Below are 23,983 nucleotides of genomic sequence, written 5' to 3' on the forward strand. Positions count from 1 at the left end.
GTGTGTCAAAGGGGTCGCTGCCAATGCAGAAGTTGCATTGCGCAGCGTCCTTTTTTTGCCAGTCAGCGGCGGACAATTTTATTTGCAAATTGTATTGTTTTGACATATAATTACGTGTTGTATATGATTTGGACTTTTTGAGTGATTGAGGAGAGGGCAAAAATGGCAAAAAAACCGGTTTACGGCAATGAGAGCATCTCCTCCCTGAAGGGGGCGGACCGGGTCCGCCGCCGTCCAGCCGTGATCTTTGGCTCGGACGGGATCGAGGGATGCGAGCATTCGATCTTTGAAATTTTATCCAACTCCATCGACGAAGCGCGCGAAGGCTATGGCAAGGAGATCACCATCACACGCTTTGCCGACGATTCGGTGGAAGTGATTGACCGCGGGCGCGGCTGCCCGGTGGATTATAACCAGAAGGAGCAGCGCTACAACTGGGAGCTGGCCTTCTGCGAGCTGTATGCGGGCGGCAAATACAACAACGCCTCCGCAGAGAGCTATGAGTATTCCCTGGGGCTGAACGGCCTGGGCCTGTGCGCCACGCAGTATGCCTCCGAGTATATGGATGTGGAGGTGTGCCGCGACGGGTTCCGGTATACCCTGCATTTTGAGCGCGGCGAAAATGTGGGCGGCCTGCAAAAAGAACCGTACAGCGGAAAGGCAACCGGGACCAAGATTCGCTGGAAGCCCGATATCCAGGTCTTTACGGATATCCATATCCCTGTGGAGTACTATCTGGATACCATCAAGCGGCAGGCCATTGTCAACGACGGCATCAAATTTGTGTTCCGCAACCAGGTGAACGGCAAATTTGAGACCACGGAATTTTTGTACCAAAACGGCATTGTCGATCATGTGAAGGAAATGGTGGGGGAGGATGCGCTGACCTCGGTGCAGTTCTGGCAGACGGAGCGCAAGGTGCGCGACCGCGCCGACAAGCCGGAATACCGCACCAAGATCAATGTGGCGCTGGCCTTTTCCAACCGCAATAAACAGGTTGAATACTACCACAATTCCAGCTGGCTGGAGCACGGCGGCGCGCCGGACAAGGCGGTGCGCAATGCGTTTGTCTACCAGATCGACGCGTATTTGAAGCAGACGGGGAAATACAACAAGAACGAGAGCAAAATTACCTTTGCCGATGTGGAGGACTGCCTGGTCCTGGTAATTTCCTCCTTCTCCAACCAGACCTCCTATGAGAACCAGACGAAGAAGGCCATCACCAACAAGGGCATCCAGGAGGCGATGACGGAGATGCTCCGCCATCAGCTGGAAATCTACTTTATTGAAAACCCGATGGAGGCGGACAAAATCGCCGCGCAGGTGCTCATCAATAAGCGCAGCCGCGAAGATGCGGAAAAAACCCGCCTGAATATCAAGAAAAAGCTCACCAGCACCATGGACGTCACGAGCCGCGTGGCCAAATTTGTGGATTGCCGCAGCCGCGACGCGAGCGAGCGGGAAATTTTTATCGTGGAGGGCGATTCCGCCCTGGGCGCCTGCAAACAGGCGCGCGACCCGAATTTCCAGGCGATCATGCCGATCCGCGGCAAGATCTTGAACTGCCTCAAGGCCGATTACGATAAGATCTTTAAGAGCGAGGTCATCACGGACCTTTTGAAGGTCCTGGGGTGCGGCGTGGAGGTCAAAGCAAAGGCCAACAAGGAGCTTTCCACTTTTGACCTGTCGCTGCTGCGGTGGAACAAAGTCATCCTCTGCACGGACGCGGACGTGGACGGCTTCCAGATCCGCACGCTGCTGCTGACCATGCTGTACCGGCTGACGCCGACCCTCATCAACGAGGGGAAGGTGTTCATCGCGGAGTCCCCGCTGTTTGAAATCACGACGAAAAATGAGACGTATTTCGCCTACACGGAGAAGGAAAAGGACGATTTCCTCAAGCAGCTGGAGGGGAAAAAGTACACCATCCAGCGCTCCAAGGGGTTGGGCGAGAATGAACCGGATATGATGAATTTGACCACGATGAACCCTGAGACACGCCGCCTGATTAAGGTCATGCCGGAGGACGCGGCGCGGACGGCGGAGATGTTTGACCTCCTTTTGGGGGACAATCTCTCCGGGCGGAAGGATTTCATCGCAGAGAATGGATACCGCTACATCGATACGGCGGACGTGAGCTAAGGAGGGGAAACAGATGCCGAAAAAACGCAAAGACCCGCCCCAAGCCCGTCCCAAGGCGAACGGCGTGATTGAAGGCGCGGGCGAGGTGGTGGAACAGCGGATCACCCGCACGCTGGAAGAGAACTACATGCCCTATGCGATGAGCGTGATTCTCTCCCGCGCCATCCCGGAAATCGACGGCTTCAAACCGGCGCACCGGAAGCTGCTGTACACCATGTATAAGATGGGATTGCTGGGCCCGACCCGCACCAAATCGGCCAATATTGTGGGGCAGACGATGAAGCTGAATCCCCACGGCGACGCCGCCATCTATGATACCATGGTGCGCTTGAGCCGGGGCTATGAGGCGCTGTTGCACCCATACATCGATTCCAAGGGAAACTTTGGCAAATTTTATTCCAGGGACATGGCGTGGGCGGCCTCCCGTTACACAGAGGCCCGTCTGGACGATCTCTGCAAGGAGCTCTTCAACGACATTGACAAGGACACCGTGGATTTCGTAGACAACTACGACAACACCTTGAAGGAACCCACCCTACTGCCCGCAAGCTTCCCGTCCGTGCTGGTCAATGCCAACACGGGCATCGCGGTTGGCATGGCGAGTTCCATCTGCCCATTTAACCTGGCGGAGGTCTGCCAGACGACGATTGCCCTGATGCGCGACCCGGAGCACGACATCGCCACCACCCTGCTGGCGCCGGACTTCCCCGGCGGAGGCCAGCTCGTTTACGATGCAAAGTCCATCCAGGAGATTTACCGGACCGGACGCGGCAGCTTCCGCGTGCGCGCGCGGTATAGCTACGACAAATCCGTCAACTGCATCGACATCACGCAGATTCCCCCTACAACCACGGTGGAAGCGATTGTCGAAAAAGTGGTGGATCTGGTAAAGCACGGCAAGCTCAAGGAGATTTCCGACATCCGCGATGAAACGGGCCTGGATGGGCTGAAGATCACCATTGACCTGAAGCGCGGCGTAGACCCGGACCGCCTGATGCAGCGCCTGTTTAAGTTTACGCCCTTGGAGGACAGCTTCTCCTGCAACTTCAACGTGTTGATCGCGGGCGTCCCGCGCGTGCTCGGCGTGGGCGACCTGTTGCAGGAGTGGGTGGCGTTCCGCATCGAATGCGTGCGCCGCCGCACGCATTTTGACCTGAGCAAAAAGCGCGACAAGCTCCATCTGCTCAAGGGCCTTCAAGCGATCCTGCTGGACATCGACAAGGCCGTGGCCATTGTGCGCAACACGGAGGAGGAGGCCGAGGTGGTCCCGAACCTGATGATCGGCTTCGGCATCGACGAGGTGCAGGCGGAATATGTGGCCGAGATCAAACTGCGCCACCTCAACCGGGAATACATCCTCAAGCGAACGGAAGAGGTTGGCCAGCTGGAAAAGGACATCGCGGAGCTCCAGGGGATTCTGGACAGCAAGGCAAAGGTCAAGGGGATCATCATCAAGGAATTGCAGGCGGTGGCAAAGCAATACGGCCAGCCGCGCCGCACGATGCTGCTCTATTCCGACGAGTTGGAGGAGTACCGGGAAGAGGAGGAAATCCCCGATTATCCCGTGCATTTGTTTTTCACCCGCGACGGGTATTTCAAGAAGATCACACCGCAGTCGCTGCGCATGAGCGGGGAGCAGAAGCTCAAAGAGGGCGACGAGGTGGTGCAGCAGGTGGAGAGCACCAACAATGTGGACCTTCTGTTCTTTACGGACCGGGCGCAGGTGTACAAGGCGAAGGCCTCCGATTTTGGGGACACCAAGGCCAGCGTATTGGGCGAATACATCCCCGCGAAGCTCGGAATGGACGAGGGCGAAAACGCCATTTATATGGCGGTGACAAAGGACTACGGCGGGTATATGCTGTTCTTCTTTGAGAATGGCAAAGTTGCCAAGGTCAATATGGAATCCTACGCGACCAAGACGAACCGCCGGAAGCTGCTCGGCGCGTACAGCGATAAATCCCCGGCGGCATCCATCGCGTATATCCAGGAGGACTGTGAGTTCCTTCTCACCAGCGCGCAGGGGCGGATGCTCCTGATGCATACGGGCGCCATACAGCCTAAGACGACGCGCAATACGCAGGGCGTTGCGGCGATGACACTGCGCAAGGGCGGGCGTCTGCTGCGGGCGGTGCCGTATGCCGAGGGGATGCTGAAAAAGCCGGACCGCTACCGCAAGAATATCCCTGCACTGGGCGCGCTGCCCACCCCGGAGGAGACCGAAGGGGAACAGCTGACACTGTAATTTTTGCCAGCGCATCCGATTGTGGAGACCGGATGCGGACGAAGGATGGCCGGGGACAGAAACCGGCATATAGCAATCGAAAGATGGAGCGGGAGAACCGAAGAACCGGTTCTTCCGCTTCGCTTATACGCTAGGGGCGAATCCATACCATTTCTTACCGGATTGCGATGTGTTACAAAAGCAAACGGGCGCCAGCGGCCAATAGCCGCCAGCGCCCGAAGCGGTTTCCGAAACGGCAAACGCATGCATCCCGGAATTCCTTTGTTAGAATGTCCGTATCCGGTTCGGTTTATACGTGATTCTGTGCATCAGATTGGAAAATAGCGCGGGACTTCATGCGGCCTCGGGCTGGATGAGGTCCAACAGGTTTTCGGAGACATAATCATAGACGGAGAGAGCCCATTCAAAATCATAGTCGGGAAAGAGATCTTGCTGTTCCTGGATTCGGTCTTCGAAGCTCTCGTCCGAATAGAAAAAGCCTGTCACGTCGCAAATCAAATAGCCGTTTTTTTCCACTATGCATGTTTTCCGGACGTCTGCGGTGGGGATGGATTGCTCGTTTAGCAGGACGCAAGTTCCATCGTTGCATTCGCTCTCTTTAAAACATTGCAGAATAAACATGTTGTTAGGCGTAAAGTCGACCATCCGCTCGCTGGTATCCACATGGATGCGGGTCACGTTTCCGTAAAATTCGCCGCTGTTCCAATAGTCGGGGACTGCCGTGTGTTCCGCTCCCCAGAGGCCATCGGCGTTCCGATTGGGATCGTGAAACGTTTTGGATGTGTCCACCGTCAAACCGATGTCCTGAAGCGAATAGCCTTGAATGACCTTGGCATATTCGGTTGAGGAGTCCGTAGGCAAAAATTCAGGAGCTTGCGAATCATCAATACTTTGGTTGGAAGAAATAGGAGTGGAATTATTTATATTCGATGATGAGGGATTTCCGTAATTTGTACAGCCATAAAAAATGAATAGCAGTACAATTGATGTTAATAGATAACAATGTTTTTTCATAAAAAAGCTCCCTCTTAATATGACGATTCAAAATTAGTACTTGTAACTATAAACCCGATTAATGATATATCCTTGGTTGGTATAGTCTTGAAGAGTGGGATAATTGTAAGAAGCAGGATCTTTAATATAAATTAATTCTCCACTGTATGCATAAGCAACAACGTAATGAGTATTACTTCCTTTCGCCATACCAATCATTACGGGTCTCTTTTTATTGCTAATAGAATCGGCCACAATAGGCGCAAGTTCTGCCGTGGTATATGTCCGAGAACTATCATGCAAATCTAACGTTAAGCTACAACGACTTCCTGCTTGTTCATAATAAAAATGGAATCATCCTCCTATATATCTACTAATTCTAAAATAATAATATACTTTAAAATTGTCAATAAAAATTACAGATTTGAAATTATTTTAAACAATTTTTATAAAGAATATGTGAAAAATATAGATGTATTTAAAATAGAAAATACACCTTTCGAAAAGATGCTTGCAATACAGGCGTGTTTGTGCTATTATATTCTAAGCTAAAAAGCGGATTGGGAGAATCGTCCCAGTTCTATTTTCGGAGGTGCACTATGGGCGTTTGGCAGATTATCTTGGGGATTGTCCTGATTCTGTTCTCCGTCGCCATCATTGTTGTTGTTCTGTTGCAGGAAGGCCATCAGGCAGGGCTCGGAGCAATTACAGGCGGTGCGGATACATTCCTTGCGAAGAACCAGGCCCGCACAGTTGACGCGTTCCTTGCCCGGTGGACAAAGGTGTTTGCAATTGGATTCTTTGTCCTTGTCATCGGTCTGAATGCGCTTGTGTTCTTTGCCCCGTAAATCAAGACGCGAAAAGCCCCGCTTGTATAAGCGGGGCTTTTTTCTGCCAAGAATCCAAAAGAGAAAGCAATAAATTGCACAGGGACTGGGAAGAATTTTTGTTGAGAAGCGCCGCACGATGGGCGCAATAGGAGTATCGAGTATGTTGGAAGAAATGAAAGATCAGATTTTAAAGTTTGTGCAAAAGACGCCGCAGGCGATGACTTCGCGTGGGCTGATGAAAAAAATGCGTGTAAAAGATCCAAAATTGTTTTATCGGGCGATGGACCAGCTGCGGCAGCAAGGGGTTTTGCAGGTCAATAAAAAGCACCGCGTGCGCCTTGCCGCGTCTTCCGCGCGTTCGAAACGGGCGGGTTCCCCAAGGGAAAAGCGGCCTTTCAGCGGCACACTCCGCGAAAAATTGCGCGGTCCGGTGGAGAAGATCAACGGGGTCAAAAGAGCGGTGATTGTCTCCCTGAGCAAGGGGTTTGCCTTTGCCCGCCCGGAGGACGGCGGGGAGGATTTGTTCATCCATGCGGATCATCTGAAGTCCGCCTTCATCGGGGATACCGTTGTGTTGAACCATTTGGAGCGCAGCGGCAAGGGGCTTTCCGCAGATGTGGAACAGATCACTGAACGGGCGAGCCGTCTGCTCACCGGGACGTTGGTGGAGGGCGAAGAGGGGCTGGAATTTGCGCCGGATGACGCCATCCGTTACAACCTTTCTCTTTCCAGGAAAAGCTTGCCACATCTCCGCCCGCATGTGAAAGCGCAGGCGGAGATCCAGCAGATTCCCGGGACGGACCGGCTGACTGCCCGCGTAATCAAGGTTTATGGCAATTCGGACAGCGCAAAGATTTGCGCGGATGCCATCATTGACCAGAATGGGATTCGGACGGAATTCCCGGAAGAGGTCCTCGCAGAGGCGGAAAAGATTCGAAAGTCAAAGATCACGGAGAAAGACCGCAAAGGCCGCCTCGACCTGCGCGGGCTCGGCATCTGTACGATCGACGGGCCGGACGCAAAGGACCTGGACGACGCGATCTCCGTCAGCCGTACGCGACTGGGGTATCGCCTGGGCGTGCACATTGCGGACGTATCGCATTATGTCAAGGCGGGAAGCGCCATCGACTTAGAGGCGCGGGAGCGCGGTACGTCGGTTTACTTTGCGGACCGCGTGATCCCCATGCTGCCGGAAGCGCTGAGCAACGGCGTTTGCTCGCTCAATGCGGGGGAAGATAAACTTACGTTTTCCGCCATCATCGAATTGGACAAGCAGGGGACGATCCTTTCGTTCCGCTTCCGGAAGAGCATCATCAATTCGAAGGTGCGCGGCGTTTACGGCGAGGTCAATCAGCTGTTCAACGGGACGGCGGATAAAGCGCTGCGCAAAAAATATTCGCCGGTCATCCGGTCGCTCCATGCGGCGCGGGAGCTTGCGGAGATCCTGAAGGCACGCGCGAAGCGCAGTGGCACGGTGGAATTGGACAGCACAGAGTCCCGCTTTGTATTGGACGGGCAGGGCGTCTGCGTGGATGTGCAGCCCCGCGAGAGCGGGGAGGCGGAGCAGATGATCGAGCAATTGATGATTACCGCAAACCAGGCGGCAGCGCAATTGGCGAAACGCGCCAACCTCCCCTTTGTGTATCGTATCCACGAACAGCCGGCCCCGGACCGTGTAGAGTCCCTGGCCGATTTAGTGGGGGCCTTGGGATTGAATCCGGTCTCCCTGCGGCACAGCGCAAGCGTCAAGACGGCGGATTTTGCGGCGATCATGGAGCAGGCGGAAGGGACGCCCGCGCAGAGGGTGATTTCCCATCAGCTGCTGCGCACCATGGCAAAGGCGCGTTATGATACCCAGCCGGTCGGCCATTTCGGCTTGGCTTTGGAGGACTACTGCCATTTTACCTCCCCGATCCGGCGGTACCCGGACACGGCGATCCACCGCATCCTGTCCGCGTACCTTGCAAAGGATAAGCAGATTGCCGCGCATTATACGGAGTTTGCCCGCGAAGCAGCGTCGAATTCCTCCAAATGCGAGGTCCGGGCGATGGCGGCGGAGCGCAGTGCAGAGGATTGCTACATGGCGGAATATATGCGGCAGCATATCGGGGAAGAGGCCACCGGTGTCATCAGCGGCGTAACCATGCGGGGGGTATTTGTCGAGCTTCCCAATACAGTGGAAGGGTTTGTCCCCATCACCTCCTTTGAAGGGGCCCATTTTGAATTTGATGGAATGATTACGCAATACGACGCCACCACCGGCCGGAAGCTGACCATCGGCCAGCCGCTGCGCGTCAAGGCTGTGGCGGCGGACGTCGCAAGCGGGCGGATTGATTTCCTCCCGGTGGAGCCTACGCCTGAAAATGCATAATCGGCAATGCCCGGAAAGAGCGCTCTATTTCAGAGTCCCTTTCGGGGCTTTTTTTATTTTTTAAAGCTTTTTACCGCAAACTGGTATAAAGGATGGAATAAATGTCCACCATATTCACATAGAAATAAAAATACACGCGGAAGATTCATGCATTGAGGAAGCGCTCTTTTTCCAATGCATGAGGACGGCAATGGAAAGTGGTGTGCGTATGGAAACGGTGTTGAAACTGATACAACGTGTGGACAGCCGGGAGACAGATAAAAAGCAGGAACAGGAGAAACGGCAGCTCCTGGAGGAACTCCGGGAGGTTGCGCGGCTCATGGCCTGCAACGACCTTTGGTTCCAGCTGGAGTGCGATGAAAATTTGATCGAAGCATGCATCTACCAGCGCGAGGCGTTACAGGCGCGGTACCGTTATCTGTTGGGGACGGCGCGGCGCAAAGGGATCAGCTGCGAACCGTTTCAACCGAAGAGGGCAGAGGGATAAGTCCATGGTGGGCTTGTCCCTTCCCTTGTTTTACGGGGAGTTTTTGGAAAAGGAGTGATGTGAGAAAAAGAAGCCCGGCCGCACCAAGCGTTCCATCTTCCGGGCCATTTTCCGCGGTGTAATGGGCAGATGTTTCAGATTGCTATGGGAAAGGGGAAAGGGACATGAATCATTGGACGATGCTTTTGATTGGATTGGGCGTTTTTGCCCTGTTGGTGCTTTTGCAGGCTATTGTACGGGCAGCGCATCCAGTCCAGCGCGCCATAGGAGGGATTGTGATGGGCCTATGCGCTTTGGTTGCCGTCAATTTGACAGGCGTTTTTACCGGGGTCTCCATCCCGCTCAGCCCCCTGGCGATCGGGGTGTCCGGCGCAGCGGGAATCCCAGGGGTGACGCTCTTGCTTTTGCTAAACCTGATCTTTGTATAGGGAAGAAGAATTGCCAGCCGTTTCAAAAATGGATGATGCTTAACGAAGGGCCTGAGCATCCAGAGCTTTATTTTGAAGGGATCACCGCTTATCTGGATTTTTCCACCGGAATGTGATACAATCGGAAAAAGAAAAATATGGGAGGTCACTTATGAAGGATTTTCTTTTGGAAGCTTGCGTGGACAGCACGGCTTCGGCGGAAGCAGCCCACCGCGGCGGAGCGGACCGCCTGGAGCTTTGCAGCGGATTGGTCGTTGGCGGTTTGACGCCGGGTCTTTCCTTCTTCCGTCAGGTCAAAGAACGCACAGGGATGCGTGTACATGTGCTGATTCGCCCACGGTTCGGAGATTTTTGCTATTCGGAAGAGGAATTCGCAGTGATGGCGGAAGATGTGAAAGCCTTTGTGGAGGCGGGGGCGGACGGAATTGTTGTGGGCTTTTTACAGCCGGATGGGAATCTCGATCTTTCCCGCATGAAGCGGATCCGGGAACTCTGCGGGGACTGCCACTTGACGCTGCACCGCGCGTTCGACGTCTGTGCAGATCCGTTCCGCGCGCTGGAAGAAGCAAAGGAACTAGGGGTCAATACCATCCTAACCTCCGGGCAGAGGGACAGCGCGCTCGAAGGAGCGGCGCTCCTGCATGATTTGGTACAGGCTGCCGGCGGGAAAGTGGACATTCTTGTGGGCAGCGGCGTCCATTCCGCCAATATGGCGCAGCTTGCCGCCAAGACGGGCGCAAAAAGCTTCCATTTGTCCGCCAAAAAAGAAAAAGACAGTGCCATGGCCTATCGGAAATCCGATGTGCATATGGGACTGCCTATGATGAGTGAATATACCATTTTTGAAACCGATGAGCGGGAAATCGCCGCAGCACGGCGCGTGCTGGAGCAATTTGAAGGATGACGGTTCAGCCCTTCATTTCCTTTAAAAGGTCGGAAACCATATCCCGGTTATTGGTGACCAGCGCCAGCATCATGCGATAGACGTTTTCCGGGGCGCGGTGGAAGTTGCGCTTTACCATGCGGGCCTGAAAGAGGTCCGGGACATAGAGTGTAAAGTTCATCAGCTCCATGTCGCCCCCGGAAACGTGGCAGGTCACATTGTATCCGCGCTCTGTCCGGTTGATTTCCACCTTGTTTTCCCGCTCGCGCTTTGCGGCGGCCAATAGGTTGACCGCTGCGGAAACCGCCCGTTCACGAACGGAGAGCGGCACAGCCGCATCCAATTGTTTGGCGATCATGCGCGCTTGCCGTGTGGCGGAAAGCAGATCGGGATGCTCTTCATCGGCGGTAATATTGCCATTGCCCAAAAGTTCCGCTAATGCGTCCGTCACTTCAAAATAATTGGCAAGCCCGTTATCCTGCATAATACCGATGATGTCTTGTCGGGAAAGAGGAGCGTCCACGCTGGAGAGCAGATAGCAGATTAAGATCCGGATCTGATTTTTGGTGCGGAGCCCCCCCGGCTCGACTCCGCCGGTAAAAGCATCAAATTCCATGAGAAATCCTCCCTTTGTCCTTGCGGACGCCGCGACAACCACATGCCCGAAACCTTGCAAAGTCCCCAGGTAAGGGCTATGCGTTACAAAAAAGCCAAAGCCACTCGTCCCCCTTTTGGACAGGTACGCTTTGACTTTGTTTTTCTTCTTTATTAGTTTAACACATGGTACGGCGCCTTGCAAGACGAAAGAGGGGGTTTTATTTTTTCAGACCGCAGATGTCGTTGGCACTCTGTAAGATTTCTTCCTGCTCTTCCGGCGTGGCAGAACGGAAAATGCCAACCAGCAACCGTTCGTCTGCCGAAAGGTCATAGATGTATTTGATGTGGTCAAAACTATCGCTCCTACTCGAATCCCGCAATTGCCCTGCCTCCGACTCGTCCATCAACAGCTCCATCAGGGAAACGTTATAGATCTTCGCCAGCAGCTTTAAAACGGAAATAGAAGGTGTGGTTTTTCCGGTTTCGTAATAGGTATAGGTGGAACGCGAGCAATTTAAAATTTTCGCGATTTCCATCTGTTTGAATCCATTATTCTCCCGCAAAGTACGCAACTTATCGCAAAGCTTTTTGTTAGTCAAGGCCTATTCCCATCTTTCTTATAAATTCTAGATCTATATGCTATATTATAATATAGTTACATGATTTTCGGATTATTATGTCAATAATCTTCACGGAATTAGAGGCGATAAAAATAGTATCCGCGGATATAGAGAAAAGTTTATAGAAAATGTACTTTTTTTTCGAAAAGCCCTTGACGTTTGAATAAAAATTTTGTATACTATCAAAGTCAGCCGTACTAAATATGCTACTGTGGCTCAGTCGGTAGAGCAGCTGATTCGTAATCAGCAGGTCGGCAGTTCGAGTCTGCCCAGTAGCTCCAAAAGGACCGTATGGACAAGCCCTTGTTGGTGTGCCATACGGTTCTTTTTATTTTCCGAGCAGAGCAAAGGAAAGCGCTCCCGATCGCTTAGGGTCAAATCCCCATGCAGTCGGGAGCGTTTTGTGTAGCATAAAACGGGTTAGATTTGTAAAAAAGCCTACCTCTGTTGCGTAGGTTAAAGGCTCAAGATTTCACTCACCGTGGGATGCGGAAAGATGGTCTGGGAGAGCTGCTCCGCCGTCAACCTGGCGTTCACAGAGGCAGTCAGTCCGCCGATCATCTCAGAGGCATGGGGACACATGAGTTGTGCCCCAAGAAGGACGTCCGTGTCTGCGTCAAACACAAGCTTAGCAAAGCCGCGTTCCGCCCCCTCCACCACCGCTTTTCCGTTGGCAGAGGTCAACGATTTGCGCACGGTCACCTTGCGTCCCTCCGCTTTGGCGGCATCCGCCGTCAGCCCCACAGAGGCGATCTCCGGTTCTGTAAAGATGCAGGCGGGGATGGCGGATACATTCTTCACCGGAGCGCCTCCAAACATGGCGTGAACCGCATTTTTGGCCTCTGCCTCCGCTGCATGGGCCAGCTGGATGCCGCCGGATACGACGTCCCCCACCGCGTAAACTCCGGGGATTTGAGTCCGATACTGTTCGTCCACCGGGATATAGCCGCGCTCCATCGGGAAATCAAACGATGCGGCAAAGAGCCCCTCGGTGTTGGGCCTGCGGCCCGTGCACACCAGCAGGCAATCCGCCGCGGTTTCCAGATCGCTGCCTTTTTGCGAAAAGCGGCAGAGGAGTTCGCCGTCCCCGGAGGCGATCTCCTGCACAGAGGCGCCTGTGTAGACCGATACACCGCGCTTTTTGAGGATCATCGAAAGGTTTTGGCTGATTTCGCGGTCCATGGTGGGAAGCAGGCGCGGCAGGGCTTCCAAGATGGTGACCGCGCACCCCAGGTCACTGTAAATCTGCGCAAATTCCACCCCGATCACACCGCCGCCGATGATGGCCAGGCGCTTGCAGTCCACACCGTCCCCCTGCAAGAGCTGGTCGCTCGTTACCACGCCGGGGAGATGAATCCCGGGGATGGGAGGCATTGCCGGGAGGGAACCTGTGGCGATCAAAAGGTTTTGCGCCTCATAGGGGGTCCCATCCACCAGGACACGTCCCGGCGCTTCAATCTGGGCGGAACCGTGCAACAGGGTGATGTTCCCCTTTTGAAAGAGCAGTTCGATCCCGCTGCGCAGCTGCGCCGTTACCTTCTGGACATGCGCATACATCGCCGCCCGATCACAGGAGGCGTTCTGCACGTGGATTCCCAATTCTTCGGAACAGGTAGCCTCTCGAAAGACACGGGAGGCGCGCAAAAGCGCCTTGGTGGGGATACAGCCGCGGTTTAAACAGGTGCCGCCCACCGCGTCGCGCTCTACCACCGCCACGGTTTTCCCCAGCTTGGCCGCTTCCAGGGCCGCCACATAGCCGCCGGGTCCTCCGCCGATGACAATCAAATCAAAACCATTCATAACATGCATTCCTCCAGAAGCGACCGGATGTCCCGAGACATCTGCGCTTGTTCTTGATCTTCCATGGGAAGGGCTTTGACCGCGGCGCACAGGGAGCCGCAAGTAAAAGGAAGGCCCTTCCAGGCTTGTTGGACACGTTGTGCATAGAAAACATCCATCGCGTCGGTATAGACAGCCGCTTCCTCGACCTGTCCGGCGGAGACGCGAAATTGGATCGTAATTTCGCCCCCAAAAAACCGCCGGGAAAGCGCATAGGTGAAGTCCGCCTCTTTCCCCATGCGCCACTCCCAGGAGGCAAATTTTTCTTCCAGACGGCGCAATTCTTCCCCAGCCAGGCGTTCGGTGGGAAAGGGAAGAGGCGTCCCATGGTAGACCTCGCCAAAAGCGGCGGTGAGCGCCTGCCGGACCGTTTCCACGGTGATCCCCGGGACCAGTTCCACGAGGTTCACCACGCGGGACCGCACAGAGGGAACGCCTTTGGATTGCAGTTTCCCGGCGGAAACATGCAGGTAGTGGGACATCTTTTCCGCATCCACATCGATCAGAATGGTCCCATGGTGATAGCACCGGCCGCCGCTGGAATAGAAGGCGTTTCCGGAGAATTTGCGGCCGCCCGCTGTCAGGTCGTTGCGGCCGGATTTTTCCGCCTGAATCCCCAACGCCTGCACCGCCCGGAGGATTACGTCCAACTGGCGTGGTACGCTGTAATCCTCCTTGTGGACCAAAAAGGTAAAATTGAGGTTGCCCAGGTCGTGGAATACCGCGCCCCCTCCGGAAAGGCGGCGGGCCAGAAAGCCCCCGTCGCGTTCCAGGGCTTCCACGCGGCATTCCCGGCGGCTGTTTTGGTTGCGGCCGATCACGACCGTGTTTTGGTTTTGCCAAAGGTAGAGGATACATTCCCCAGGGAGGACAGCGTTTAGCAGGGCCTCTTCCAGGGCTAAATTGGCGTATGGATTGGTACCGCTCGCCGTGGCGATATACAGGGTATTAAGCATCGAAGGAATACCGCAGTTTCGGGGTGCGCGCAGCGCGCACCTCGTCCGGCCGGCGAATGGGCGTGCGCGTGGGCGATGCGTGGAGCGATTCCGGGTCGGTGTGGGCGCGCTCCAGGATTTCAGCGATCGTCTGCGCCGCCCAGTCCAACGTCTCCTTGGATTCAGTTTCCGTCGGTTCAAACATCAGCGCCTCCGGGACGATCAGAGGGAAGTACATGGTCGGCGGATGCATGCCGTAGTCCAGCATCGATTTCGCCACGTCCATGGCGGAGACGCCGGTCTCCTTCTTGAGATGCTCCATAGTGAGCACAAATTCGTGCATACAGAGACCGGGCGTTGCGGCGTCGCAGTGCGGTTCTAAGAGTTTCTTCAAATAGTTGGCGTTCAGGACAGCGGTCTGCGCAGCATCCCGCATCCCATCGCCGCCGAGCATTTTCATATAACAGAGCGCACGGACCACCACCAGGAAGTTTCCGTAGAACGCCTTTACGCTGCCGATGGTCTGCTCTGCATCCTCGAAGGTATAGTGGCCATCCTTTTCCACCACATGGCGGTTGGGGAGGAAGGGCACAAGGAGGTCTTTTACGCCCACAGCGCCGGAACCGGGACCGCCTCCTCCGTGTGGGGTGGAAAAGGTCTTGTGCAGGTTGAGGTGCACCACGTCGAAGCCCATATCGCCCGGACGCGCGACCCCCATCACGGCGTTGAGGTTGGCGCCGTCGTAGTAGTTGAGGCCGCCCGCCTCATGAACGATGCGGGTGATTTCCAAGATGTTTTTGTCGAACAGTCCCAACGTGTTGGGATTTGTGAGCATCAATCCGGCAGTGTCGGGGCCTGCGGCCTTGCGCAGCGCGTCGAGGTCCACACAGCCGTCCGGCGAGGACGGCACGTTGACCACTTCGAATCCCGTCATGGTGGCGGAGGCTGGATTGGTGCCATGGGCCGAATCCGGGACGAGGATTTTGGTGCGCTGTAGGTCCCCGCGAGAGCGGTGGTAGGCCTTGATGAGCAGAAGGCCGGTGAATTCTCCGTGCGCGCCTGCGGCGGGCTGGAAGGTCATCGCTTCCATGCCGGTGACGGCGCAGAGGATGCGCTCCGCCTCGGCCAGTACCTCCATGCAGCCCTGTGCCGTGTACTCCGGCTGCAGCGGATGGATTCCCGTGAAGCCCGGCAGGGCGGCGATCTCTTCGTTGAGCGCGGGATTGTATTTCATCGTGCAGGAGCCCAGGGGATAGAAGCCGTCGTTCACCCCGTGGACCCGCTTGGAAAGCTCCGTATAGTGGCGGCTGATGTCCGTCTCGGAGAGTTCCGGGAGATGAAGGGGTTGCTGGCGGGCGAATTGCTCGGGCAGCGCGGCATTTGGAACGTCGCAGTCCGGCAGGAGCGTACAGGCCCTCCCGGGGACGCTTTTTTCAAACAGCAGGTTCATGCGCACACCTCCTTCAACAGGCCGATCAGGGCATCTATTTGCGCTTTGGTGTTCTTTTCCGTTGTACACCAGAGGATGCCGCCCTCCACGGGGTAGCCTCCCAAGATGTCATGCGCTTCCAGCTTGGCGAGAATTTGCTCCGCCGGGAGAGGCGTTTCTGTGACAAATTCCTGGAAAAACGCGCCGGGATAGCGGCGCGGGAAGCCGATCTTTTCCAGCTCTTCCGCGAGGTAGTGCGCCTTTGCATAGCTGAGCTGCGCTGCTTTTTGCAACCCCTGGGGCCCCATCGCCGCCAGGTAGACGGCCGCGCGCATGGCACAGAGGGCCTGGTTGGAGCAGATGTTGGAGGAGGCCTTTTCCCGGCGGATGTGCTGTTCCCTGGCCTGGAGCGTGAGCACAAAGCAGCGTTCGTCCGCTGCGTCCACGGTTTCGCCCACAATGCGGCCCGGCAGCTTGCGGAATAGCGCCTGTGTACAGGCCATGAACCCGAGGTACGGTCCGCCAAAGGCGAGCGGCATCCCGAGCGGCTGGCCTTCTCCCACAGCGATGTCCGCGCCGCATTCGCGCGGCGATTTGAGTATGGCCGCCGCAATGGGGTGGATGCCCAGGATGAACTTGGCCCCTGCTTCGTGGGCAACGGCGCCGGTGGCCTCCGCATCCTCCAGGTTGCCGTAGAAATTGGGCTGTTGCAGATAGACGCAGGCGTCCGTATCGCAGAGCATGGCGCGCAGGGCGTCCAGATCGGTGCGCCCGTCCTTAGTTGGAATGAGCGCAACCTCCGTATCCGCGCCCGCACAATAGGTTTGGATGGTTTGAATCACCGCCGGGTGTGCGGCGGCAGAGACCAACGCGCGATTGCGTTTGCGGTCGCGGCACATCGCCACGGCTTCCGCGGCGGCGGAGGCGCCGTCGTACACGGAGGCGTTGGAGGCGTCCATGCCGGTCAGCTCACAGATCATGGTCTGGTATTCAAAAATGGATTGCAGGATCCCCTGGCTGATTTCCGCCTGATAGGGGGTGTAGGCGGTCAAAAATTCTTCCTTATTGCAGACGCGCTCCACAATCGCGGGGATATAGTGGTCGTATGCGCCAGCGCCGCGGAAGATGGTGTGGAACACGTGGTTTTTATCGGCCAACGCACACATCTGCGCGGAGACTTCCATCTCCGAGAGGCCGGGGGCGAGGTCTAGGCCGTCCAGACGGATGGATGCCGGCACATTGTCATAGAGCGCCTCGATCTGTGAGACGCCGACAGCCTCCAACATTTGCCGTTTCTGTCCGGCGGTGGACGGAAGGTAACTTCCCATGGCGATTCTTCCCTTCTCAATCGTTTTTGTAGGGCGTCAATGCTTTGCCTCTTCTTCCGCGCAGAACGCTTCGTAGGCGGCGGCGTCCATCAGGTCGCCGTACTCCGTGATTTCCCCCACCTCGATGAACCAGGCGTCATAGGGAGCCTCGTTGATGCGCTGCGGGGCGTCGAGAAGCTCCTCGTTGATGGCGGAAACCGTGCCCCCCACCGGGCTGTACAGGTCGGAGACCGCTTTGACGCTCTCCACATCTGCAAAGCTTTCGCCCGGCGTGACCGGGTCGCCGACCTCGGGCAGATTGACAAACACAAGGTCGCCCAATTGGTTTTGTGCGTAGTCGGTTACACCGACGCGCGCGGATGTCTCATCGAGCTTTTGAATCCATTCGTGGGACCGGGTGTAGAGCAGTTCATTTGGAATTTTCATAAATGCGTCCTCCTTAAAAATGCGTTTCTATGGAATGTTTATTTGGATTTTGTGCGTTTGTAAAAGGGCAACGGGACGATTTCCGCTGCAACGCGGCGCCCGCGGACCTCCACTTCCACGGCGGTGCCGGGGGCGGAACAGGCGGTATCGATATAGGCCATCGCGCAGCTTACCCCCAGATAGGGGCAATGGGTGCCGGACGTGGTGACGCCCACTTCTTTTCCGTCGATCCAGATGGGCTGATCTTCCCGGAGAATCCCGCGCCCCGTCGCTTTGAGGCCCACACGCACGCGGGCGGGCTCTCCCAGCTGCATCAGCGCGCTCTTCCCGATGAAATCCTCCTTATCGAGTTTGACGGCAAACCCCAAGCCCGCACAGAGCGGGTCCATGTGGTCGTTCAATTCGTGCCCATAGAGCGGCATGGAGGCCTCTAGCCGCAGCGTGTCGCGCGCGCCCAAGCCGCAGGGGGTGGCCCCCGCCTGGACCAGCGCCTCCCAAACCGCCGGGGCGTCTTTGGGCTCCATATACAGCTCATACCCGTCTTCCCCGGTGTATCCGGTGCGGGAAACCATGCAGGGGACACTAGCCACGGTCACGTGCTCCACGAAGGAATAATACTTTTTAGGCAGCGCTTCCAGGTCGGCCAGCCCGGAGAGGACTTTGTCCGCCTCCGGCCCCTGTACAGCGATCTGGGCCACGCGGTCCGAGAGATCGGTGAGGGATGCCTCCCCTTGCAGGTGTGCGCGAAGCCATGCGAGATCCTTTTCGGTGTTGGCCGCGTTCAGAACCAGGAAAAAGGAGGTTTCCGAGCGGCGGTAGACGATCAGGTCATCCACCACGCCCCCGGTTTCATTGAGCATCAGGGTATAGCGCGCCTTCCCGACCGGCATCCCTGTGAACTGGTTGGAGAGGATGTAGTTGAGCGCTTGTTCGGCCTGCGGCCCCTCGATCAACGCCTCCCCCATGTGGGAAACGTCAAAAAGCCCCGCATGCTGCCGCACCGCCATATGTTCGGCGATCACACCTGTGGGGTACTGCACCGGCAAAAGGTAACCGGCAAAGGGAACGATGCGCCCTTTGAGGGCAATGTGTTGTTCATACAGGGGTGTTTTCTTTTCCATGGGAACAATCCTCCTCATAAACAAAATTCCAGGAAAATAAAAAAAGACGGGGCGCGCAAATCTTTGCACGCTCCGTCATACAACCTGAAAGATTCTCCCAAAACGGGATTGCTTCTTCGGTGCCGCTTGTTGGCCGGAAGACCGGCAGGCATACGGCTTTTCGGAGTTTTGTCGGATACCGGTCCCTTTTGCCTGAGAGTTTTCGGCGTAGCCCCTTCGGCGCCGCAAATGCGCGGTCTCTCCCGGTATCTTCATCCATCCTATGTACTTTTCAAGCTTAGTATAAGAAATTTTTGGGGGTAAGTCAAGAAAATTTTGATACAGATTTTACACAATTCAAAGGCAAACGGCCGAAAATCGCCGCGGAATTGTATGCGCAGCAGGCCTATTCCAAAGGCTTTTTGGGCGGGAACCTTTTCCATGTATATGAAGGATTTCGTAAAAGATGACCGGCTGTGTGCGCAATGCGCACCCGCTGGATTCCCAGAAAAACAACGAGGGAAACCAGAATCCATTCTGATTTCCCTCGTGTTTTTTTAAAGGCTTTGTACAAAGTCCTTGATGTCGCCCAGCTCTTCCAGCAGGGGGGCGCCGATGACCTTGGAGAGCGCTTGATTCAGCTCGGAATATTCGTTACCTGTGATTTGAATCTGATCGTACTGGTGCTCGCGCAGAAGGTCCATGCGGCGGTCCAGTTCCGCGATGATCTCCTTTTTGATGTCCTTTGCCATGGAAACACTTCCTTTTGTTCAAAATACGTGCAGCCGCAATGGATGCGGCCGTATGGAACGGATGGAAGTAGTGTCCCCTGGGAAGCGGCGCTTATGCGTATTATTTGCTCATCGCTTTGGACTTTTCGGTGCAGACGTTAACCGCGCGGATGACGGCGGCGCGCAGGCCGTCCTGCTCCAGGCTGGCGACCGCCTCAATCGTGGTGCCGCCGGGCGAGCAGACCATGTCCTTCAAAGCGCCTGGGTGCATGCCGGTTTCCAGAACCATGCGTGCGGAGCCCAAAACAGCCTGCGCCGCAAAGGTATATGCCTGCTGGCGCGGCATCCCCTGCAACACGGCGCCGTCCGCCAGCGCTTCGATAAACATATATACATAGGCAGGGGAAGAACCGCTGACCCCTGCGACGACGTCCATCATGTTTTCCGCGACGAACTCCGCCTTGCCGAAGCTTTCAAAAATTTCCCGGACCTCGTTCTTTTCTTCGTCGGTAACATAGCTGTTTGCACAGAGCGCCGCCATCCCTTCGCCAACGAGGGCCGGCGTGTTGGGCATGGCGCGCACGATTTTGATGTTGCGGCCAAAGCGCGCCTCATTGACGGCGATGGTCTGCCCGGCGGCGATCATCACGATCACCACGTCCTGCTTGACCGTGTCACGGATCTCTTCAATGACGTCCGCGTACAGATACGGCTTGACCGAAAGCACCAAAATATCGCATTTTTTTGCGGGGACCAGATTGTCCTGCGTGACACAGATGCCGTATTCCTTCTGCACATGGTTCAGGTTTTGTTCACTGGGGTCGGCGGCATATACCTGCTCCGGGGGGACAAGGCCGGATTTTACAATCCCGCCGATCATCGCCTGCCCCATGTTACCGCAGCCGATAAATCCAATTTTTTTATCCATAAAACGTTTCGCTCCTTTTCCAGACGCCGCGTCCGCCTTGGGCACGGTGTTTTCTTTCTATTTTACAGCGCAAGCCGGAGAAAGACAAGGCGCGGTTTCCCCACCTTCAAAAAATAGGCATGCAGCGTTTTTTGCTGCATACAATGGAATGGCGGATGGATGGACCGGATTTTTCAGTGAAATTTCCGAACTTTTCAAAGTGTCTTCAAAAAACGGTCACATTGCGCCAGTATACTAAAGACAACATCAGGAAAGGAGATGAGAGACCGGAACATAAAATCAAAACGGAAATGCAATTTTTGATACATATGATACTACTGTTGAAGCTGACCGGGTGGCTGGAATACCAGCCCGGTCGGCGGGACAGACAAACGAGAACTCATGCCGAGGGCATGGGCTTTTTTTATTTTATGCACCTTTGGTTGATTTTTGCAGAGGTTTGCCCAACCGGTCCGGTCAGATTCATTTTGAAAAAAGAATATGCAGCTTCCGCAGCAATCTAAGCGTCTACTTTTTATGTGCCTTTTTAGGATATTGGTTGCGGAGCAAGAATCCATAAAAAAGCGGTTAGAAAACCACAAAGATTATGTAAACAATTGACGCATTTTTCCTTGAATATTTTGGGCTTTTACGGTATAATCAAAACATATTTTGGAAAAATAGCCGTTTTTTGTTTGTATTTTATTTTGATTTATCGGAATAATATAGAGCGCCGCCGAAAGGCGGGGCAGGAACCCGGTATGGCATGCCGGTTGGGGAATAGGAGTGAACAGATTTGAGGAAGCATTTTCGGCGGATGGGCTCGGCAGCGGCCGCCCTATTGTGCACCGTTTCTCTCGCAGTCACCGCGCTGCCAACAGGTGCATGGGCGGCTTCGACGGCGCAGACAACGGATTATCTAAATTTGCGCACGGGCGCCGGCCAGTCCTATTCCGTCCTTTTGACCATGCCAAAGGGCACGGAAGTCACCATCCTAGACGATTCCCAGGGCGAATGGGCCAAAGTGCGGTTGGCCTCCGGCCAGGAGGGGTATTGCAGCAAGGAATATTTGACGGCGGTTGGCAGCCTTTCCACCGCTACATACGGGGCCTTGGCGACGGGCGATACAGCGGTCACCACGGCAAACCTCAACGTGCGCAAAGGGGTGGGCACCAGCTATGGCATTGTCACCACCTTGGCGGAAGGCGCGTCGGTCACGATTTTGGACAGCTCCCATGCAACCTGGGCAAAGGTGCGCACAGCCAGCGGGCTGGAAGGGTACTGCCTGAAAGAGTATTTGAGCGGTTCGGCCGCAACGGGCGGTTCTTCGTCCTCTACCGGTTCGGGTACTTCCACCGGCATGACGGCGGTCACCCAGGATTATCTCAATCTGCGCACCGGTCCCGGGACCAATTACGACCGCGTGCTGACCTTGGCACAGGGGGTTTCCGTCTCCGTATTGGATAATTCCAATGCGGAGTGGGTGAAGGTGCGCACGACCTCCGGCCAGGAGGGATATTGCAGCCGGCAGTATTTGACCATCTCCGGGAGCTCGTCCGGCGGCAATACCGGTTCCTCCAGCTCTGGGACCAGCGGGGAGATCATCGCGACCGTGAAGGAAAACTTAAACCTGCGGGAGGGCGCGGGTCCCAGCTACGCGATCATCAAGACCATGCAACAGGGCGATACCGTCACCGTGATCGACAATTCCCATCCGACATGGGCCAGGGTCCGCACAGCGGATGGGACGGTGGGGTGTTGTTCCAAAGAATTTTTGGACATCCAGGCCAATTCCGCTTCGGGTACGCCGTCCGACCCGTCGGATGCGGCGGGCGGATCGTCCACTGCAAATGAAAGCTTGCCCGCAACGGCAAAGGAGAGCGTTGCTATGCGCACCGGGGCGGGGACGAGCTATGAAGTGATCCGTGCGCTCTTCCCCCAGGAAAACGTCACCGTGACGGATAATTCCCATGCGACCTGGGCAAAAATCCGGACGTCGGATGGGACGGAAGGGTACTGCATGAAGCAGTACCTCGACATTCAGACAGCCTCCACGGGCACCGACCCAGGGACCGGGAACACAGGGGACGGGCAGACGATCACCGGGGCGACGGTAACGGCGGATGCGCTGCGCTTGCGCAGCGGCCCGGGTACGCAGTACGACCAGGTGGCAACCCTGCTCAAGGGCGCGACCCTCACGGTACTCGACACCTCCAATGCCGGGTGGACCAAGGTGCAGACGGCCAACAATCTGACGGGATATGTCAGCAACGAATACATTCAATTCCTCTACAATGGGCAGACGGGCGTTTCGGCGGATGCTTTGACGATTTCCCGCACCTCCGGGACGGTTTCCGCGGGCAAGACGCTCTATATCAAGGCGACGGCAAATCCAAGCACCGCGTCGGTGACTTGGAGCAGCAGCAATACCGCTGTGGCGACCGTCACCAACGGCTATATCTATGGCGTTTCCCCCGGTACAGCGGTGATTACGGCCACATCGGGTTCCCAGCCCAAGACCTGCACGGTCACTGTGACGGCGGCGGAGCCGGTGCGCACCGCCTATGCGTCGCCCAACATTGCCGGCGTGGGTTCTGCGGTGACATTTACGGCCATTACGGACACCACCCGCGACGGGGTGCGCTTTACGGTGCAGTTCCCGAGCGGCACGACGCAGATGATTTCCGCCACATCCAGCACGACGGAGACGACCGGCCAGACCAGCACAAAGGTCTGGAAAGCGGCGATGAATCTCACAGAACAGGGGACTTACCGTGTGACGGTCAGCTCTTCGCAGGGCGGCGTTTACAGCGCGGAGAGCTTTGAAACCAGCGCTTATGTGGTGTCCTCGCAGGATTACACCGTGACCACCTCCGAACAGCGCCGCGCCAGCGACAAGATGATCGAGCTGATCGCCAATTGGGAGGGCTACAGCGCATCCGTCTATGCGGACAAGCTGACTTCCACCCAGGTACCGACCCTCGGCTATGGCCTCACGCTCAAAGAGGGCGATACATTCTATAACGACCTCTCCAAGACGGAGGCATGGTCCCTGCTGGTCAACACTGTCAACAGCGCGTCCTATACCACAGAGGTCAATAAGTTTATCACGCAGAACAATTTGCTGATGAGCCAGTGTCAATTCGACAGCCTGGTGAGCTTCGGATACAATGTAGGCGCGGGCTATTGGAACAGCACGTCGTCGGAGATCGACCTGCGGCGCATCATTTTGAATGCCGTGGTCCCGCCCCAGGATTTTGGCACGGGGATGTCTGCCACGATCAGCAAGGCGACAGTGGTGCGTTCCACGCCGAGCTTATCCGGGACGCAGGTCTGTGAAGCCGAAAAGGGAACGGCCATCACGGTCACATCGGCCAATTTCAGCAACCAGAAGGACGGCTGGTATCTGGCGACGCTGCCGAATGGTTCCACGGGCTGGATCAATTCCGGCTATGTGACCTTAAACGGTGCGAATCTGGTCCATGACCTCAATTACACAAACGCCTATGCGTTTGGAACCGATATGCTGCGCTGGAACCAAGCGGGTGGAAAGAGTTATGCGGGGCTCTTGTACCGCCGGTTGGGTGAGGCGAATGTCTACAACTACAACGACTACAGCGCCTCCCGTGTGAACACCTATGGGTATACTTATCCCGCTGCGCTGGCCTATCTGGACACGCAGTAAATCCCAA

General features: G+C 55.8%; 20 protein-coding genes, 1 tRNA gene and 1 riboswitch. Of the genes, 10 read left to right on the top strand and 11 right to left on the bottom strand.

Annotated features, from left to right (window positions below; translation table 11 throughout):
* Nucleotides 1-162 precede the first annotated feature (162 nt).
* Nucleotides 163-2,142, top strand: a complete 1,980-nt coding sequence (locus B5F54_RS02515) for a DNA gyrase/topoisomerase IV subunit B (RefSeq protein ID WP_087230027.1) — start codon at nt 163-165, stop codon at nt 2,140-2,142.
* Nucleotides 2,143-2,155: 13 nt separating this feature from the next.
* On the top strand, nt 2,156-4,387 hold the full coding sequence (locus B5F54_RS02520) for a DNA gyrase subunit A (protein WP_087230030.1): 2,232 nt from the start codon (nt 2,156-2,158) through the stop codon (nt 4,385-4,387).
* Between the two features lie 333 nt (nt 4,388-4,720).
* On the opposite strand, the gene B5F54_RS02525 is transcribed toward B5F54_RS02520, so the two are convergent.
* Nucleotides 4,721-5,248, bottom strand: a complete 528-nt coding sequence (locus B5F54_RS02525; RefSeq protein WP_140400312.1) for a hypothetical protein — start codon at nt 5,246-5,248, stop codon at nt 4,721-4,723.
* A gap of 731 nt (nt 5,249-5,979) precedes the next feature.
* On the opposite strand from B5F54_RS02525, the gene secG reads away from it, so the two are divergent.
* The 5 genes from secG to B5F54_RS02550 all read left to right on the top strand — a co-directional run bounded on the left by secG (nt 5,980) and on the right by B5F54_RS02550 (nt 10,400).
* The gene (gene secG, locus B5F54_RS02530; protein WP_087230036.1) at nt 5,980-6,228 is read left to right on the top strand and encodes a preprotein translocase subunit SecG; all 249 of its coding nucleotides are present in this window, start codon (nt 5,980-5,982) and stop codon (nt 6,226-6,228) included.
* Between the two features lie 142 nt (nt 6,229-6,370).
* Complete coding sequence (rnr, locus tag B5F54_RS02535) at nt 6,371-8,581, top strand: ribonuclease R (RefSeq protein ID WP_087230039.1); 2,211 nt, start codon at nt 6,371-6,373, stop codon at nt 8,579-8,581.
* Nucleotides 8,582-8,771: 190 nt separating this feature from the next.
* Nucleotides 8,772-9,068: a DUF2508 family protein gene (locus B5F54_RS02540; protein WP_242969614.1), complete on the top strand. Its 297-nt coding sequence runs from the start codon at nt 8,772-8,774 to the stop codon at nt 9,066-9,068.
* A 164-nt stretch (nt 9,069-9,232) separates the two neighbouring features.
* The gene (locus B5F54_RS02545; protein ID WP_087230042.1) at nt 9,233-9,496 is read left to right on the top strand and encodes a pro-sigmaK processing inhibitor BofA family protein; all 264 of its coding nucleotides are present in this window, start codon (nt 9,233-9,235) and stop codon (nt 9,494-9,496) included.
* Nucleotides 9,497-9,647: 151 nt separating this feature from the next.
* Nucleotides 9,648-10,400 (top strand): copper homeostasis protein CutC, encoded by a 753-nt coding sequence (locus tag B5F54_RS02550; RefSeq protein WP_087230045.1) that lies wholly within the window; start codon nt 9,648-9,650, stop codon nt 10,398-10,400.
* 4 nt (nt 10,401-10,404) lie between these two features.
* On the opposite strand, the gene B5F54_RS02555 is transcribed toward B5F54_RS02550, so the two are convergent.
* Nucleotides 10,405-10,995, bottom strand: coding sequence for a DUF4364 family protein (locus B5F54_RS02555; protein WP_087230048.1), 591 nt, complete (start codon nt 10,993-10,995; stop codon nt 10,405-10,407).
* Between the two features lie 199 nt (nt 10,996-11,194).
* On the bottom strand, nt 11,195-11,575 hold the full coding sequence (locus B5F54_RS02560; RefSeq protein ID WP_087230051.1) for a helix-turn-helix domain-containing protein: 381 nt from the start codon (nt 11,573-11,575) through the stop codon (nt 11,195-11,197).
* A 226-nt stretch (nt 11,576-11,801) separates the two neighbouring features.
* Here B5F54_RS02560 and B5F54_RS02565 point away from each other — a divergent pair.
* Nucleotides 11,802-11,877 (top strand) — tRNA-Thr (locus tag B5F54_RS02565).
* Between the two features lie 175 nt (nt 11,878-12,052).
* Here B5F54_RS02565 and lpdA read toward each other — a convergent pair.
* The 8 genes from lpdA to proC form a co-directional block, all read right to left on the bottom strand.
* A complete protein-coding gene (lpdA, locus tag B5F54_RS02570) occupies nt 12,053-13,396 on the bottom strand; it encodes a dihydrolipoyl dehydrogenase (RefSeq protein WP_242969615.1) in 1,344 nt (447 codons plus the stop codon).
* Complete coding sequence (locus B5F54_RS02575; RefSeq protein ID WP_087230057.1) at nt 13,393-14,391, bottom strand: lipoate--protein ligase; 999 nt, start codon at nt 14,389-14,391, stop codon at nt 13,393-13,395. The genes lpdA and B5F54_RS02575 overlap by 4 nt, the downstream gene beginning before the upstream one ends.
* A complete protein-coding gene (gcvPB, locus tag B5F54_RS02580) occupies nt 14,384-15,820 on the bottom strand; it encodes an aminomethyl-transferring glycine dehydrogenase subunit GcvPB (RefSeq protein ID WP_087230060.1) in 1,437 nt (478 codons plus the stop codon). The genes B5F54_RS02575 and gcvPB overlap by 8 nt, the downstream gene beginning before the upstream one ends.
* On the bottom strand, nt 15,817-17,127 hold the full coding sequence (gene gcvPA, locus B5F54_RS02585; RefSeq protein WP_087230063.1) for an aminomethyl-transferring glycine dehydrogenase subunit GcvPA: 1,311 nt from the start codon (nt 17,125-17,127) through the stop codon (nt 15,817-15,819). The genes gcvPB and gcvPA overlap by 4 nt, the downstream gene beginning before the upstream one ends.
* Nucleotides 17,128-17,163: 36 nt before the next feature.
* Nucleotides 17,164-17,553, bottom strand: a complete 390-nt coding sequence (gene gcvH / locus B5F54_RS02590) for a glycine cleavage system protein GcvH (RefSeq protein WP_087230065.1) — start codon at nt 17,551-17,553, stop codon at nt 17,164-17,166.
* A gap of 38 nt (nt 17,554-17,591) precedes the next feature.
* A complete protein-coding gene (gene gcvT / locus B5F54_RS02595) occupies nt 17,592-18,674 on the bottom strand; it encodes a glycine cleavage system aminomethyltransferase GcvT (RefSeq protein ID WP_087230068.1) in 1,083 nt (360 codons plus the stop codon).
* Nucleotides 18,675-18,843: 169 nt separating this feature from the next.
* Nucleotides 18,844-18,929, bottom strand: a riboswitch (glycine riboswitch).
* 281 nt (nt 18,930-19,210) lie between these two features.
* Nucleotides 19,211-19,405 (bottom strand): hypothetical protein, encoded by a 195-nt coding sequence (locus tag B5F54_RS02600; protein WP_087230072.1) that lies wholly within the window; start codon nt 19,403-19,405, stop codon nt 19,211-19,213.
* 100 nt (nt 19,406-19,505) lie between these two features.
* Complete coding sequence (proC, locus tag B5F54_RS02605; RefSeq protein WP_087230075.1) at nt 19,506-20,312, bottom strand: pyrroline-5-carboxylate reductase; 807 nt, start codon at nt 20,310-20,312, stop codon at nt 19,506-19,508.
* 155 nt (nt 20,313-20,467) lie between these two features.
* Here proC and B5F54_RS02610 point away from each other — a divergent pair, with 155 nt between their 5' ends.
* Together B5F54_RS02610 and B5F54_RS02615 are read left to right on the top strand one after the other, a co-directional pair.
* Nucleotides 20,468-20,815: a hypothetical protein gene (locus tag B5F54_RS02610; RefSeq protein ID WP_087230078.1), complete on the top strand. Its 348-nt coding sequence runs from the start codon at nt 20,468-20,470 to the stop codon at nt 20,813-20,815.
* 272 nt (nt 20,816-21,087) lie between these two features.
* Nucleotides 21,088-23,976 (top strand): SH3 domain-containing protein, encoded by a 2,889-nt coding sequence (locus B5F54_RS02615; RefSeq protein WP_140400314.1) that lies wholly within the window; start codon nt 21,088-21,090, stop codon nt 23,974-23,976.
* The last annotated feature ends 7 nt before the right edge of the window (nt 23,977-23,983 follow it).

The sequence above is a fragment of the Anaeromassilibacillus sp. An250 genome (assembly GCF_002159845.1).
In the GTDB taxonomy this organism is placed as follows: Bacteria; Bacillota; Clostridia; order Oscillospirales; family Acutalibacteraceae; genus Anaeromassilibacillus; species Anaeromassilibacillus stercoravium.

Coding starts and splice junctions, on each gene's coding strand:
- B5F54_RS02515 (WP_087230027.1), top strand. CDS start 163: ATGGCAAAAAAACCGGTTTACGGCAATGAGAGCATCTCCTCCCTGAAG.
- B5F54_RS02520 (WP_087230030.1), top strand. CDS start 2,156: ATGCCGAAAAAACGCAAAGACCCGCCCCAAGCCCGTCCCAAGGCGAAC.
- secG (WP_087230036.1), top strand. CDS start 5,980: ATGGGCGTTTGGCAGATTATCTTGGGGATTGTCCTGATTCTGTTCTCC.
- rnr (WP_087230039.1), top strand. CDS start 6,371: ATGTTGGAAGAAATGAAAGATCAGATTTTAAAGTTTGTGCAAAAGACG.
- B5F54_RS02540 (WP_242969614.1), top strand. CDS start 8,772: ATGGAAAGTGGTGTGCGTATGGAAACGGTGTTGAAACTGATACAACGT.
- B5F54_RS02545 (WP_087230042.1), top strand. CDS start 9,233: ATGAATCATTGGACGATGCTTTTGATTGGATTGGGCGTTTTTGCCCTG.
- B5F54_RS02550 (WP_087230045.1), top strand. CDS start 9,648: ATGAAGGATTTTCTTTTGGAAGCTTGCGTGGACAGCACGGCTTCGGCG.
- B5F54_RS02555 (WP_087230048.1), bottom strand. CDS start 10,995: ATGGAATTTGATGCTTTTACCGGCGGAGTCGAGCCGGGGGGGCTCCGC.
- lpdA (WP_242969615.1), bottom strand. CDS start 13,396: ATGAATGGTTTTGATTTGATTGTCATCGGCGGAGGACCCGGCGGCTAT.
- B5F54_RS02575 (WP_087230057.1), bottom strand. CDS start 14,391: ATGCTTAATACCCTGTATATCGCCACGGCGAGCGGTACCAATCCATAC.
- gcvPB (WP_087230060.1), bottom strand. CDS start 15,820: ATGAACCTGCTGTTTGAAAAAAGCGTCCCCGGGAGGGCCTGTACGCTC.
- gcvPA (WP_087230063.1), bottom strand. CDS start 17,127: ATGGGAAGTTACCTTCCGTCCACCGCCGGACAGAAACGGCAAATGTTG.
- gcvH (WP_087230065.1), bottom strand. CDS start 17,553: ATGAAAATTCCAAATGAACTGCTCTACACCCGGTCCCACGAATGGATT.
- gcvT (WP_087230068.1), bottom strand. CDS start 18,674: ATGGAAAAGAAAACACCCCTGTATGAACAACACATTGCCCTCAAAGGG.
- B5F54_RS02600 (WP_087230072.1), bottom strand. CDS start 19,405: ATGGCAAAGGACATCAAAAAGGAGATCATCGCGGAACTGGACCGCCGC.
- proC (WP_087230075.1), bottom strand. CDS start 20,312: ATGGATAAAAAAATTGGATTTATCGGCTGCGGTAACATGGGGCAGGCG.
- B5F54_RS02610 (WP_087230078.1), top strand. CDS start 20,468: ATGGATGGACCGGATTTTTCAGTGAAATTTCCGAACTTTTCAAAGTGT.